Origin of the sequence: Photobacterium aquimaris (assembly GCF_002954455.1) — a bacterium.
GTDB classification, from domain to species: Bacteria; Pseudomonadota; Gammaproteobacteria; order Enterobacterales; family Vibrionaceae; genus Photobacterium; species Photobacterium aquimaris.
Map to the genome: position 1 here is coordinate 1,265,163 of NZ_MSCC01000001.1, position 13,766 is coordinate 1,278,928.

Here is a 13,766-nt window from a genome sequence, read left to right on the forward strand (position 1 = left end):
CTTACATCCATAAAAAAGCCAGTGCCGCCTAAACGCCACTGGCCCTGGGAAAATAATAATTAACTATTATTTATCAGCACGACTCATGAACTTATGCTCAGAAGTGTTAATTTTGATTTTTTCACCATTAGCAATGTACTCAGGAACTTGAACAACAAGACCTGTAGACAATGTTGCAGGCTTAGTACGAGCACTTGCAGACGCGCCTTTAATTGAAGGATCTGTCTCAACAATTGTTAGCTCTACTGTTGCAGGTAATTCTAGAGCAACAGGTGCGCCGTCTACAGTCAATACTTCAATACCTTTAGTATCTTCATTGATGAACAGTAGCTCTTCTGCAATTGCATCTTTAGTGAACGAGTATGGCGTATAATCTTCATCATCCATAAACACGTATTCTTCGCCATCGATGTATGAGAAAGATGCTTTTTGACGACGGAAGTCTGCTAACGTAATCATTTCATCAGCTTTGAAGCTAACATCTGATTTTGAACCCGTTGCTACGTCATAAATACGCATACGGTAAAGGCTTGCACCAGCGCGACCACTAGGCGTAAGTTTGGTAATCTCTTTAACTAAAGCTACTTTACCGTTAAGTTCAATAGCAGCAAATTTTTTAATATCACTAGCCTTTGGCATGATCATTATTCCAAAAATAAATAGTGGTGAGAAATTACACCAAGATACAGATTTATAGCAAGTAATATGATAGTCCAAAGTCTATTTTTTTGCATTGTGCTATCAACATGGTTAATAGATAACCAAGACAATAATAATAGAATTTCACATACTTTCTTTAAGATTAAATATATAACGATAACAGCATTACTTATACCAAATACAAATATAATAATTGTAAATATGTTAGAAATATTGATAATGTTTGATTAACATTTTTTAAGGCATTATCAAAATGGGAACTTTATCTCCAAACCTGCATGATTACGCTAAGATTATTTATCCAGATAGTGTAGCTGAGCAATATTCTCCTCTTTGGAGCTATCGCGCTAAATTCGTACTTCGAGCAATGTATTATCGTAATGCTTTTCAGTATATAACTTCTAATATTGACCCTTTTTTGTTGGAAGCATTATGCAAGCAGTGTCCTCGGTTTTTAGAGAAATCATTCCGTCCTTATATTATTAATGACAGCAGCGCAATTGAGCGGGCGCAGTTTGTCGTTCAGCATTATCAGTTTGTTAGTGAAAAATTACCGTCCTATATTAGCAATGAAATTTATATTAATAACAATAACAATGGACTAACGCTCTTCGATTTTACTGTTGGCGAAATAGAGTATGCATTTAAATTAGTCTTTCATGCTCGCTATCAAAAAGAAGGAGATATGAGCCTCATTTTATTTAATGATATTGATAAAAACTTTTATACTCTTACTTTTTCAATACGAGATATAGAAGGACAACGCCAATTAGTAATTGGTGGTTTACAAGGTCCTGCAAGTAGCCCGGAAAATAACCTTAAAATAAAGGCGCTAACTAAAGCACTCCATGGTCAACGCCCTAAAGATTTAATGATCAAAATAATTACGCTTATTGCTAATATCTGGCAGGTTGACACACTACTAGCAGTTAAAAGTGACTCACACGCTTATTCAGCTAGACGTTATAGCAAAAGACGTGTTACCGCTAATTATGATAAACATTGGGAAGCATTAGGTGGAACTGAGTTTGATCGCCATTTCTATACGTTAGGTTTGGAAGATATTCGTCGTAACCCTGAAGATATATCCCGTCCTAAACGTGCAATGTATCGCCGTCGTTATGAATGGCTAGATACTGTTAATGCGACACTTCAACAAAAAATCAGTTTATAACCTTTTTACTGACGATGATTATAACCACAGAGATTAATCACTCTGTGGTAAGTATTTTCAGATTATTACTCAGATATAATCTTTATTTCATAACTTAATAATACGTCTATTGAGGCAATATTAACTTACTAACATCAGTTAAAACCCAGGCGCTATTATGTTCAGTAAACCCAATTTTTGAATAATACCCTTCAGCTTTAGGAGCAGATAATAAAACTATTTTACAACTATCAGCCACTGATTCAGCCGTAACTAATATAAGATATTTACCAATCCCCATTGATTGAATGCTTTCATCAACAGCGAGATCAGACAAATAACAGCAATAATGAAAATCTGTCATTGAACGTGCAATACCGACTAACTGCTCATCAATCCACGCTGTGACAATCAAATTACTATTTTCAAGCATTCCTTTAATTGTCGCCTCATTATCTACAGGTCTACGCTCACCCAAGGTTGTTTTATTGATTAATTCAATATACTGGTTTGCTGTAATTGGATGATTAACTTTATATTCGATTTCCATCTTCGCCCTTTAATACTCATTTTATGTTTTTACAACATAGTACAGCCTAAAGTGGTACTGTCATAACGCAAAAGGAACAATCATCTATTACAACAAGTCATAACGTTAGTTATTTAATCACGCACAGACTAAACGTTCACTACTGCATCCACATATTGGTATAGGTGATCGGCATGATTATCGACATACAGTGTGGGTAAATCCCCAAGATGATTATCATTCGTCCAAGAATAACCATGCTTCCCAGTATTCATTGGATCATAATGTCCACCAGCTGCTATTTTTTCCATGTTCTTGGTCGATTCACATGAAGCGTTTTCATGTAAATGAAATCCATGTAGTTCAGGTGATAAACCAGATAGCACTTTTATGCGTATTCGGTTAAGAAAGAGATAAGGAAATACAAGATCATTAAACAACAACGCAATATTTATAATTACGCTGCTGCTTTAATTTATTTACTTTCAGAGGTATAGCTTGAATATGAACAGTAATAACAACCGTTTGACTGAGGATATATTTTTTTAGCAGCATCTAACGCTGTACTACATGCCGTATGATAACCCAGTGGATCACAATTTTTGAGGCCAGGACTGTGGCTACATGTTGCGGTATGAATTTCATGATCGCCATTATCTTGCGCATTTTTATCAACATAAAACAAACTCATAATCACCTCTGAAAAGTAGTATTTTTCGTAAAGACATTACGCTTCTAAAATTATAGGAGATAGCTAATAATCTCGATAATTAGATTCGCATCACTTTCACTGCTAAATATTATCTATTTAATATAATTACTGTGATTAGTTCGTTTTATTTGCACATTTTCTAAAACAATCACTGTTCAATGCCACGATCATGAAGTGATAACGGTAGAACTCGTTCATTAACTTACTTAGTTTAATACTTGGGTTTTAATAACTGTCATTACACCCTGCTCATTATTACTTGGCGCATGAAAGCGAGCTAATTGCTTAATTTCAGGATGCGCATTATCCATCGCATAACTAAAATAGGTTTCTTTTAGCATTTCAACATCATTTAAAAAATCACCAAAACTCATACTTTCTTCAAAGGTAAAATTGAAAATACGCTGTAATTCTTTAATTGCAGTACCTTTAGATGCTGTTTTATGCATAATATCAAGCCAAATCTTTGCACTTACAACTACTTGATGAGTCTGTGAATATAAAGGCGCTATAATTGTATATTTGTTGTTCTGTACCGTTGAAGTTAAGCACTGCAATTTTAATAAATTCATCATCAACAGCCAATAAATCACTTACGATTTCAAGATTGTGATAGTACTTATTAATTTCTTCTAATGCCTGAATATCTGTTGTTTCAGTATACGCAGAGTTTTTACCACACAAAACAATAAACGTATTCTCAATTTCTTTTACACTAGTAATAATGGTATGGATTTCAGGCGTTGGAATAGTCGAACTATAAAGCTCTTTACCTTGATACATCACCAACGTACCATTTTCTGCAATAAACAGCATTTTGTCTTTAACTGGCTCAAAAGTATTAACTAAACTCTGGTATTGTCGACCTGATGCTGCTGAAAAAATAATATTTTTTGCATGAAGCTCATTAAATACCTCATAAAAGTTATCAGGCAGTTGCTTATCATCATTGAGTAATGTGCCATCCATGTCTGTTGCTATAAATTTGATTGAAGACGTCATATACTGCTATTACTCCGATATTTCATGTAATTAGTACTAACATTCTACCTGTTAATTGGGGTAATTTTCACAAAAAACACATAAAATGTTAGTTGAACACTCATATCGAATAAAAACCACCCATTGATATGGTGGTGTTTTCATTTTGGCTAAGATCGATGATCATCATTATTGTATTTCGGTGTTGGCTCATCCTCAGCCTTACAGCAACCACCTATATTCTCTTTTTTCGCTTTTAGATATAACTGTATAAATAAAAAGAACATAAAGAATAAAAATACAACAACAGAAATAACGATATATAAAGGAAATAACTCATCGGTACCCATTGAACACTCCTTATTTATGTTAATCACCAACAACCAAAATAAGAATGTAATCCATTACCACTATTGTCAACAGAATTCATCACTCTACTTATAATAGATAATAACAACACTCCTAGTTACACTGTAACAACAAATGGCAATACTTCATTACTTTTTGTAGGAAAGTCAGCATTAAAATCACAGCAAGCAGAACTTGTTTTTAATGGATTATTAGCATCTTTACAGATAACAAAAAACACCCAATTAATACCAATGGCAAAAGCTATGTATCTTGATATTATTTTAAAAAATTGATAAGCATAAAACGACAGATTTTCATCTTTTTTATGAGCTTTTTCTTAAAAGACACAATACATACTTCAAATGAAGTATAGCTTTGAACTATGTCACAATTTAATGATAATTCTCTTTTCTAAAAACCATTGCAGTGCCATAAAAACAATATATATTTTGATTTATTACATAAATAATCACTTTGAGTGATGGTTTATCATTAATTAACAGCATGGTTTTTAATACAAGGTGTTTCCATATGAAAAATTATCTTATTTTACCCCTACTCTTAATTTCAACATCAGTATTGGCTAATACTCATGTCTTAAACCCAAAATTTCACCATCCAGATAATAAAGAACATCATGTGATCAAAAAAGTTGCAGCACCTGCTATGAATAACAAGGGGGTTACCAACCCTAAATATCATCATCCAGATAATAAAGAGCATCATGTAATCAAAAAATCAAAAAAAGTATCTCCACCAGCCCCTACTCTTTAATTTCTTCTTCCTATCAAAACAAACAATGAACACAATCAAGTGCTCATTGTTTGTTTTATAATCGAATTGTTACCCTCTATAATTCATTGATTAATCAATCATCTCAAAAACTATAGTGGTGCACTACCTTTGCCACCTTCTTATCAACGCCCCATTATCGCCATTACTTAAAAGACACATAAAAAAGCATAACAAATAATCACTATTGTTCTTTTTTGAACTAATATTGGTAACAGCATTGGTATTTATCACTCAACAACAAGGATAGAAACAATATGGCATTACTTGATTTTGTGCGCGATATTGGCAATAAATTATTTAGCAATGAAGATGAAGCGCCAGCAAAAATAGCTCAACATATTGAAAATAATAATCCAGGAGTAACGGATTTAAATGTTGAAGTAAAAGATGGTGTTGCAACACTTTCAGGAACAGCAGATAGTGCCGCGGCCAAAGAAAAGGCTATTTTAATGGTAGGTAATACAGCAGGTATTGAATCTATTGTTGATAATATTGATGCACCAGCAACAACTGAAACAGTGAGCTATTATGAAGTTAAGTCTGGCGATAGTTTATGGAAAATAGCTGAAAGCACGTTGGGTAATGGTGCGGACTATCAAAAAATCTTTGATGCAAATAAAGAAGTAATTATCGATCCTGACAAAATATTCCCAGGTCAAAAACTTCGTATACCAACAACGATTTAATATAGGTAGAAATCATGGATATTAACCAACTATTACGTATTGGTGCTCAATTATTTTCGCAATCACAAGCGAATACGGCAGGTTTAAATGAGAGTACCATTACTTCTGCATTGTCACATTTATTTGGTGGAGATAATGACGGAAAAGGTATTGATTTACAATCTATAATTCAATCACTTAATGGTGCAGGACTGGCAAATATTGCAGCATCTTGGCTAGGTAATGGTGACAATGAGGCTATTTCAGCCACAGATATTGGTAATATTTTCAACTCTGATCAACTGTCAAACTTTGCCAATGAAGTTAAATTACCTCAAAGTGAGGCAATAACAGGCTTACAAGAAACGCTGCCAGGCATGATAGATAAAGCAAGCCCTAATGGTGATATTGCAGGAGAGCTATTTCAAGCGGTAGGTGGTATGGATGGATTACTCAACATTGCCTCAAGTATCTTTGGCAAAAAATAATAAATCGCACTATCTATAAATAATGAATCGATGTTATTACAACGAGATAAAGTTAATAATAACATCGATTTCTTTATTGTTTTATGGTGTTACTTCTGTGCACTAACGCCCATCAGGTGATCAACCTTTTGCACGTTCTTAAATCCAACCGCGATTAATCGACGAATTACACCGTCGACAAAACTACTACCCTTTTTCATAATATGCGGGTTACCGGTGTAATGGAAAAGACGTCCGCCTTGACGAAGTACACGGTAAATTTCGCTATAAAACTCTTCGCTATATAACTCACCAGCAAGAGAAAAACGAGGTGGATCGTGAATAACCGCATCAAACGATATCGAAGGCATGGTCGTGATCAATTCAAAGCTACTACCTTGACGTTGTTCAATACCATCATTATTTAGATCTTGCGACCAAGGATTTAACGCGCGTAGTCCCATCACTGATTCACTCAGTTCTATAGTCAACACTTTTTTAGCGCCAAGTCGATGAGCAGCAATCGCGGCATAACCTAACCCACTGCAACAATCGAGTACATTATCGCCACTGCGTACTGCTTGTTTCGCCATATCAGATGCACTTGCAAAAGGATCTGTTCCTTTAGAAATGTGCATCTTAACACCACTAATTTCGAGTAATGGTGCCCCCTCTGTCGGTGCTAATTTGTAATAGCCAACACTGCGGTCTTCAATTGGCTCCATATCGCCATCACTACAAAGATAAATCCTTTGAGTCTTTTTGACGATTTTTTTGAGTTCAGCAATCGACAGTTTATTGTCTTCGTCCAGTACTAAACCTTCAGGACTAACAGCGTAATCCTGTTCCGAAAGATGAAGATCTGTCGATAAGTGGACACTCGATTGTCCTTTAGCAATAGCGTCTAACGCCTGTTGAGCATTTTTTGTATGAAGATAGTAGCCAAGCATAGTTCGTTTATCTAATTAGAAACACTGAGCCTATTGTAACATAAAACCTCACACTCATATCTCAATCATAATTAGCATATTGCCCTCATGCTGAATTTGTAATGCCATTCAACTTCGCTTGATTATCGCAGCAATATCAAACGCAGCAATATACTGACGATTCTATTGAACATAGGCGATAATCATCAACGCCAATAACGACTGTAATTTTTAAAACATCAAAAATCAAACAATTAAACAAACTACCTACCAATAGGTAGAAATAATATTTGACGCTAAAATAAAATCACCCTATATTTAAAATCAATGAAGCGTAGCAGAATCATCTAATCACATTGCTCGCTTCATTTTTTAACTACGCAACCTATCGATCAGTAGGTAGGTCAAATAAAGGATTACATTATGTTCACGACATCATCAATTGCACTTATCGTTGGCGGCTCATCAGGCATGGGTAAAGCCACCGCTGAACGGTTATTAAACGCTGGAGTTCCTGTAATGATTTTATCGCATAATGCCGATAAACTTGCTGCAGCAAAAGCTGATTTAGAACAACGAACTGGCGGTAATGTTGAAACAGCACAAGTTGATTTATATGACCTTACTAATGTGAACGCTTTTATTCATCAACTGGAAAATGAAACTCGTCATATTGGTTATCTTGTTAACGCCGCTGGTTTTTTTAAACCGGTTAGCTTTCTAGAGCACACTGCAAAAGATTATGATCTTCAATTAGATATCAATAAATCATTTTTCTTTATTACTCAAGCGGTTGCAAAAAACATGCAACAACATGGCGGTGGCTCAATCGTAAATATTGGTTCAATGTGGGCCCATCAGGCTATTAAGGCCACCCCATCATCTGCTTATTCAATGCAAAAAGCAGCTTTACATGCATTTACCCGTAACTTAGCAATGGAACTTGCTGATGATAATATTCGTGCGAATGCTGTTGCTCCAGCCGTTGTTCTTTCAACTATCTATAAATCATTCATTGCTGAAGATGAGATTGAAACAGCATTACAAGGATTTAATGATTTCCACCCAATCGGACATATAGGTTCAACCACTGATATTGCAGATGCGATTGAATTTTTACTGTCAGACAAAGCAAAATGGATCACAGGTACAGTGCTAGATGTCGATGGTGGTGTGATGGCGGGTCGTAATTAACGCTAAAGATAACTCTCAGATATTGTTAATAATGGCGATAAATACGTCGCCATTACCTCTCTACTCATAGGTAGAAAAAATTGTTATCTGTAATGCTAAATGATAGATTATTGATCTTCTTTAAAATGTGAATATCAATTATGAAAGACATTAATCCTACAGCGGCAAAAATCGCCGATATTGCCGAAAAATACATTCAATGTCGTGGTTTTAACGGCTTCAGTTTTCGTGATATTCAAGACGAATTGGGCATAAAAACAGCCAGTATTCATTATCATTATAAAACTAAACAAGATTTAGCCATTGTGGTATTTGAACGTTATCTTGAGCGCTATCAAATGGCACTAACTGCGATCGAACAGCAACATACGACAGCAGCTGATAAATTAACAGCGTTGGCCAATATCTTTATTACAGTCCGTGAAGAAGGCAAACTGTGTTTATGTGGTATGTATGCATCAGATTTTTATTCCCTCACTGATAGCCTAAACATTCCGTTGGATCGATTCGTTACTTTTAATGAGCAGTGGATAGAGCAAGTCATAACAGCTGGAATTAATAACGATGAGTTTTCATCACAATTAATTGCTATAGATGCTGCTCGACTTTATTTCGTATCACTCGAAGGCTGCATGCTTATTTCACAATTTAAAGATGCGAATTACATTAAAACTGTGGTTAACAACTATTTTAATGTTGTTTTAAAAGTAAAAACAAATATCTAAGACTATTGTTGCGAATAAAACAGACTACACTCAAGACAAATAACATTGTCGTTTCGCAGGTATTTCAATGGCATCATATTATCAATTTTTGTATCTATGGTGCTTTTGCTGCCTCAGTTTCACCCTTCCAGCACACAGCAGTCCCAAACCAATCAATAATATTCATGCCAGTGTTAACTACTCACAAACAATACAACCACTGACAATCAACACTCACATTGATAACAACTACCCCATTCAATTACAGTTACGGTTTAATGTGATTAATTGTTATGATGATATTGGACTAGTTACAGGTTGGTATCAGTATGATAAATATAAAGTTCGCATGCCATTATTAGGAATTTACAACCATCAATTTATAACCTTATATCGTTTTGATGCTGTACAACATCAACGCCTGCTTACTCAACTTCAAGATCATCCAAGTCAATTAACCACCCTTGAGAATAATTCTTCATTTATCGAAAAATTTGAGTTTATAAATCGTTGGCAGCAACCTAATGGAGCATGGCTTCCATTTAGCGGTAAATGGACCAGCGGCACAAAAATGTTAAGCGTCAATCCTTTTAATATGGATAACATCACCAACCAAGCACAAAACCATTATGATTTAGTGATTACTTCTTCACGCCACCCCCCAACAAGCCTTGATTTACTTACACAACTTGGTTTAGCGTCAGAATTTCGAATTACCAATAGTAATATTGCCTGCCCAGAACTCTCATTAGCGGTTGCCAGCATCAATAAAAATACCCAAGGATGGAAGATTAAACTAAATTACAGTGTGGGGTTGCGTCGCTGTGCAGGCAGCCATGCTGGTTACTATGATTTACAACTTGATCAACAATTTAAAATGATCAGCAACCAGCATGTTTTAGTTGAACAATGCAGTATGAGGCAATAACCATCAACAATAGCACTTATGCTATTCAGGTTAGGCTACATTATTTTATGAGCGATGATGGCTGTAATTACCAAGATCGAGTGCTTAGAATCTTAATTGAGCTAATTTTATTATTAAACCCTATTGCATTTTCATCACCGCCTTTGCGAGTATAATACCCACCGCTATAGTTAATACCCTCATAAAAACGAACAGTCCACCCTGCTGGAATATAATAAGAAGACATACGATCATCAAAATTATAAACACTTAAATTAGGCACATCATGGCTGATAGTAACTGACTTTCCACGATGATTTTTATGACTGTATAACGCGATAGCATCATGTCGTCCACTATCAGAGTTAACCGCTAATGATGATTCAATACACTTCGCTTGTTTTGCCTTACAGAAGATACTGTTTTCACCCTGTGACTGTTCACAGCGTTGGTGCACTTTATAGCGAGCAATATCTTCGCTCATACCAACATCAGCAAAGACATCAGTAAAAGGCTGTAAAGTACAGACATAAACACGACTATTATGACTACCATTCGTATTATTAAGATTATTTACATTGTTAAACTCAACACGTAAATCCGCTTGTGAAGCAGTACTGAAACCTAAAAGAGTGGTTAAAAAGAGTATTTTTTTCATGACTACTTAATCTGCCATAGCAAATCAGATTGCTAATATAAAGGTGAACTGATTTTTGAATAATACCACCAACCATTCCTCTTTAATATAAAACACCGTTCAAATACATCTGTTAGGTATAATAATAATCAATATAGATAATTATACTTACTTTATAAAATACAACATCTTGCATCATCACCTTTCTATTAATGACTGCATTCAATAGTCATACAGATACCATCTGTATTCTTATGGGGTATTTAATATAAAAAGACTCACTAACATGCTAAACACTGCTTTATATTGGCTTAAAAAATTCATTAAAGATCCGTTTTCACACTTTCTAATAGCAGGTGCAATCCTATTTGTTTGTTATTCGTTTTATCATTCAAACACATCATCTACCAATGAAGTCGTGATCACGCCATCTCAAATCACCCAACAAAAGCGAGATGACAAAACATACTTTGGTAGCTTGCCTTCCCATGCAATGTTGAATAACGATATCAATCAAGAGATTCTGCAACGCATTCTATCGCAGCAAGCACTGAAGCTCGGCTTAGAGAAAGGCGATCCCAATCTTAACGCGCTGCTAATGCAACGGTTTATTTCTTACACCACCCAAATAGCTAAAATAAATGCGGCCAATACTAAGTTATTGCACCGCTATTATGTTGCGCATCGCCAAAACTACCGTTTTCCTAATATGTACTCGCTCTGCTATCACTTCCTGTCACCTCAAGAGCAAGCACATTTAAAACAAGCGCCCAGTTCTCAACAATGTTTAACCCATATAACCGAGCAAGATCTGCAGTCTAAATTAGGATCAGCGGTGATCAAAACCTTAAATACAATTGCCCCTAATACCTGGTCACATTCGGTCAACACTCCGTTTGGTCCTATTACGGTTAAATTAACCCACTATAATAAAGCTGGAATTCTAAGCTTTAAAGATGCGAAACCATTGCTAACGAATGACTATACCAATGATGTTATTAATACAAAAATAACCGACGTAATAAAAAAATACCGCATTGAGCTTCCTGCTAACTCAGGCATCGTTGTCACAACAAAGACCTTACTTAAAAATGTATAAGCATAACCTTTACACTGCCCTATGCGCGGTTTTATATATGGCATTGAGTTTGGTATGGAGCCCACAAGTACAAGCCCATCCTTATCAACCAGCTGTTGGATTAATTACTCAAATAAATAACCATCAATATGAATTAACGCTTAAACTGCCAGTGGTGGCTGGAGAACACACAAAAATCACTCCCAAGCTTACCCACGGTGGCAAGATCCATCTATTAAGCTCTCAAAATAGTCTTAATGGTTTTGGTATGGATCTGCAACGGTATTTATTGGTATTTCCAACCAAAGACACCGCGCCGATGATCACATTCCAAGGGCTAAACAATATTCAACTGTTGACGCAAACCACTAGCCAGCATGGGCAGATAAATACGCTAGAACTTTACAAAGGACATAACCAATTATTATTGGCGGGCAAAGTCAGCACTTGGTCTACTGTGAAGTTATTTGTCACCTTAGGTATAACTCATATTTTAACAGGCATCGACCACCTTATGTTTGTCGCTGGCCTGCTGCTCTTTACTCGTGATTTTCGGACCTTCTTAAAGGCTATCACTTGTTTCACATTGGCACACAGCATTACATTAAGTCTATCAGCACTCAATTTTATTCATGTGCCCGAACCACCTGTTGAAGCCGGTATCGCGTTGAGTATTCTATTTTTATGCTATGAGTTAACGCGACCTAATAATAAAGACCAACCAACATTAAGCCGCCGCTTCCCGTGGTTGATCTCGTTTTCATTTGGATTACTACACGGTTTAGGCTTTGCGAGCGCACTTAAAGCAGCAGGACTGCAACAAACCAGCATTCCTTTAGCATTAGCATGCTTTAATGTTGGTGTGGAAATCGGCCAGCTTATCTTTCTAAGTATCTTGCTAACGCTATTAAAAATTTGCTCCAAAATTGCATTTTTCCAACAACGAATCTTTCAACAAGTACCGTTATATATCATGGGAATTATGGCTTCATTTTGGTTTATTCAACGAATTTACATCGTCTTTCACTAAATAGATCATTAATCGTAATCAAACATTTTGTTTTTATAAATGGTCAACCACGTTATTACTATGATAGTGATAGCATTCTAAATATAAGAAACAGTCAATCAGCTAAGGAAGTTATATGTACATTGCAATGAACCGTTTTAAAATTCGTTTAGGCTCAGAACAAGAATTTATCGATATCTGGAAAAATCGCGAAACCTATCTTGATACCGTTACAGGTTTTCAATCATTCAATTTACTTCAAGGCGCATCGAATGATGAATACACCCTGTTTGCTTCGCATTCAGTATGGGATTCTCGCCAAGCATTTGAAGGTTGGACTCAATCAGAACAATTCCGCAAAGCCCATGCTAATGCCCGTGGTAACAAAGAGATTTATTTAGGTGCACCAAATTTCGAAGGTTTTGAAAGCTGCCTTTAATAACAAGCTATAGATTCAATCAAGACCCAAATACCTTACTCATGGGTATTTGGGTTACGATAATATTCAGCTTGTGCTTCTGTTTCAACACACTCAGCAATAAGACTAAGTGACAAACGTTTTGCCATTTCAACGGCGTTTAACGATGCCAGCACAATGACTGCTATCAAGTCGACAATCTTTACCATTCACATACACCCAGCGTGGAAACTCATTACAAGCTGCGGTTAACTCCCCTGCTTTAAGTTTCTTGAGATAGGTAGAACTGCGAAAGTTGCCAGCCCCGAGGTTAAACACAAATGACACTGCCATATCGTATTGAGGGCCAGCAGCTAATGTTACTTGCCTATCAACCAGCTTTTCCGCAGCGCTAATATCTTCAATGTACCAATCAGCAATGGTTTCGGTGGTTGCTTTGTCGCCTTGTTTTACTCCTGTGGTATGGCCTAACCCTGCAGTCCAACGATCGGCACTGCATTGATAAGCGGATGATGAACACCCTTCTAGATTACTGATAAACGCTAATCCATCAGGGGTGTTTTTTAATTCGTGATCG

17 protein-coding genes and 2 pseudogenes are annotated in these 13,766 nt (G+C 36.0%); 10 read left to right on the forward strand and 9 right to left on the reverse strand.

The annotated features are described in order from the left end of the window. Positions 1-66: 66 nt before the first annotated feature. A complete protein-coding gene (gene efpL, locus BTN98_RS05515; protein WP_060998104.1) occupies positions 67-639 on the reverse strand; it encodes an elongation factor P-like protein EfpL in 573 nt (190 codons plus the stop codon). Positions 640-913: 274 nt separating this feature from the next. On the opposite strand from efpL, the gene BTN98_RS05520 reads away from it, so the two are divergent. Further along, on the forward strand, positions 914-1,834 hold the full coding sequence (locus tag BTN98_RS05520) for a VirK/YbjX family protein (RefSeq protein WP_060998105.1): 921 nt from the start codon (positions 914-916) through the stop codon (positions 1,832-1,834). Positions 1,835-1,940: 106 nt separating this feature from the next. On the opposite strand, the gene BTN98_RS05525 is transcribed toward BTN98_RS05520, so the two are convergent. From BTN98_RS05525 to BTN98_RS05545, 5 genes and pseudogenes are all read right to left on the reverse strand, one after another. Continuing rightward, entirely contained in the window at positions 1,941-2,363 is a 423-nt protein-coding gene (locus tag BTN98_RS05525) for a GNAT family N-acetyltransferase (RefSeq protein ID WP_060998106.1), read from the reverse strand. A gap of 128 nt (positions 2,364-2,491) precedes the next feature. Further along, a pseudogene (locus tag BTN98_RS20590) lies at positions 2,492-2,725 on the reverse strand (superoxide dismutase family protein); the annotation flags it as partial. 92 nt (positions 2,726-2,817) lie between these two features. Next, positions 2,818-3,033, reverse strand: coding sequence for a hypothetical protein (locus BTN98_RS05535; RefSeq protein WP_060998107.1), 216 nt, complete (start codon positions 3,031-3,033; stop codon positions 2,818-2,820). A 227-nt stretch (positions 3,034-3,260) separates the two neighbouring features. After that, positions 3,261-4,056, reverse strand: a pseudogene (locus tag BTN98_RS05540) (Cof-type HAD-IIB family hydrolase). Positions 4,057-4,205: 149 nt separating this feature from the next. After that, complete coding sequence (locus tag BTN98_RS05545) at positions 4,206-4,385, reverse strand: hypothetical protein (RefSeq protein WP_060998109.1); 180 nt, start codon at positions 4,383-4,385, stop codon at positions 4,206-4,208. 532 nt (positions 4,386-4,917) lie between these two features. On the opposite strand from BTN98_RS05545, the gene BTN98_RS05550 reads away from it, so the two are divergent. The 3 genes from BTN98_RS05550 to BTN98_RS05560 all read left to right on the forward strand — a co-directional run bounded on the left by BTN98_RS05550 (position 4,918) and on the right by BTN98_RS05560 (position 6,334). Then, complete coding sequence (locus BTN98_RS05550; protein ID WP_060998110.1) at positions 4,918-5,160, forward strand: hypothetical protein; 243 nt, start codon at positions 4,918-4,920, stop codon at positions 5,158-5,160. Positions 5,161-5,435: 275 nt separating this feature from the next. Beyond that, positions 5,436-5,867: a peptidoglycan-binding protein LysM gene (lysM, locus tag BTN98_RS05555; protein WP_060998111.1), complete on the forward strand. Its 432-nt coding sequence runs from the start codon at positions 5,436-5,438 to the stop codon at positions 5,865-5,867. Between the two features lie 14 nt (positions 5,868-5,881). Next, a complete protein-coding gene (locus BTN98_RS05560; protein WP_060998112.1) occupies positions 5,882-6,334 on the forward strand; it encodes a YidB family protein in 453 nt (150 codons plus the stop codon). Positions 6,335-6,423: 89 nt separating this feature from the next. On the opposite strand, the gene BTN98_RS05565 is transcribed toward BTN98_RS05560, so the two are convergent. After that, on the reverse strand, positions 6,424-7,263 hold the full coding sequence (locus BTN98_RS05565; protein WP_060998113.1) for a class I SAM-dependent methyltransferase: 840 nt from the start codon (positions 7,261-7,263) through the stop codon (positions 6,424-6,426). A gap of 402 nt (positions 7,264-7,665) precedes the next feature. Between BTN98_RS05565 and BTN98_RS05570 the strand changes: the two genes are divergently transcribed. The 3 genes from BTN98_RS05570 (at position 7,666) to BTN98_RS05580 (ending at position 10,068) form a co-directional block, all read left to right on the forward strand. After that, complete coding sequence (locus BTN98_RS05570; RefSeq protein ID WP_060998114.1) at positions 7,666-8,436, forward strand: SDR family NAD(P)-dependent oxidoreductase; 771 nt, start codon at positions 7,666-7,668, stop codon at positions 8,434-8,436. A gap of 140 nt (positions 8,437-8,576) precedes the next feature. Next, a complete protein-coding gene (locus BTN98_RS05575) occupies positions 8,577-9,161 on the forward strand; it encodes a TetR/AcrR family transcriptional regulator (RefSeq protein ID WP_060998115.1) in 585 nt (194 codons plus the stop codon). Positions 9,162-9,228: 67 nt separating this feature from the next. Beyond that, positions 9,229-10,068 (forward strand): hypothetical protein, encoded by an 840-nt coding sequence (locus BTN98_RS05580; RefSeq protein WP_060998116.1) that lies wholly within the window; start codon positions 9,229-9,231, stop codon positions 10,066-10,068. Positions 10,069-10,135: 67 nt separating this feature from the next. Here the strand turns inward: BTN98_RS05580 and BTN98_RS05585 are convergent, their stop codons facing one another. Next, positions 10,136-10,705: a beta/gamma crystallin-related protein gene (locus BTN98_RS05585; RefSeq protein WP_060998117.1), complete on the reverse strand. Its 570-nt coding sequence runs from the start codon at positions 10,703-10,705 to the stop codon at positions 10,136-10,138. A gap of 265 nt (positions 10,706-10,970) precedes the next feature. Between BTN98_RS05585 and BTN98_RS05590 the strand changes: the two genes are divergently transcribed. From BTN98_RS05590 to hmuQ, 3 genes are all read left to right on the forward strand, one after another. Further along, complete coding sequence (locus BTN98_RS05590; RefSeq protein ID WP_060998118.1) at positions 10,971-11,783, forward strand: peptidylprolyl isomerase; 813 nt, start codon at positions 10,971-10,973, stop codon at positions 11,781-11,783. A gap of 37 nt (positions 11,784-11,820) precedes the next feature. Then, entirely contained in the window at positions 11,821-12,792 is a 972-nt protein-coding gene (locus BTN98_RS05595; RefSeq protein ID WP_231730687.1) for a HupE/UreJ family protein, read from the forward strand. Positions 12,793-12,907: 115 nt separating this feature from the next. Next, positions 12,908-13,210, forward strand: a complete 303-nt coding sequence (gene hmuQ, locus BTN98_RS05600; RefSeq protein ID WP_060998120.1) for a heme-degrading protein HmuQ — start codon at positions 12,908-12,910, stop codon at positions 13,208-13,210. Positions 13,211-13,339: 129 nt separating this feature from the next. Here the strand turns inward: hmuQ and BTN98_RS05605 are convergent. Next, the coding region (locus tag BTN98_RS05605; protein WP_105029961.1) for a lysozyme at positions 13,340-13,766 on the reverse strand (427 nt) is incomplete at its 5' end.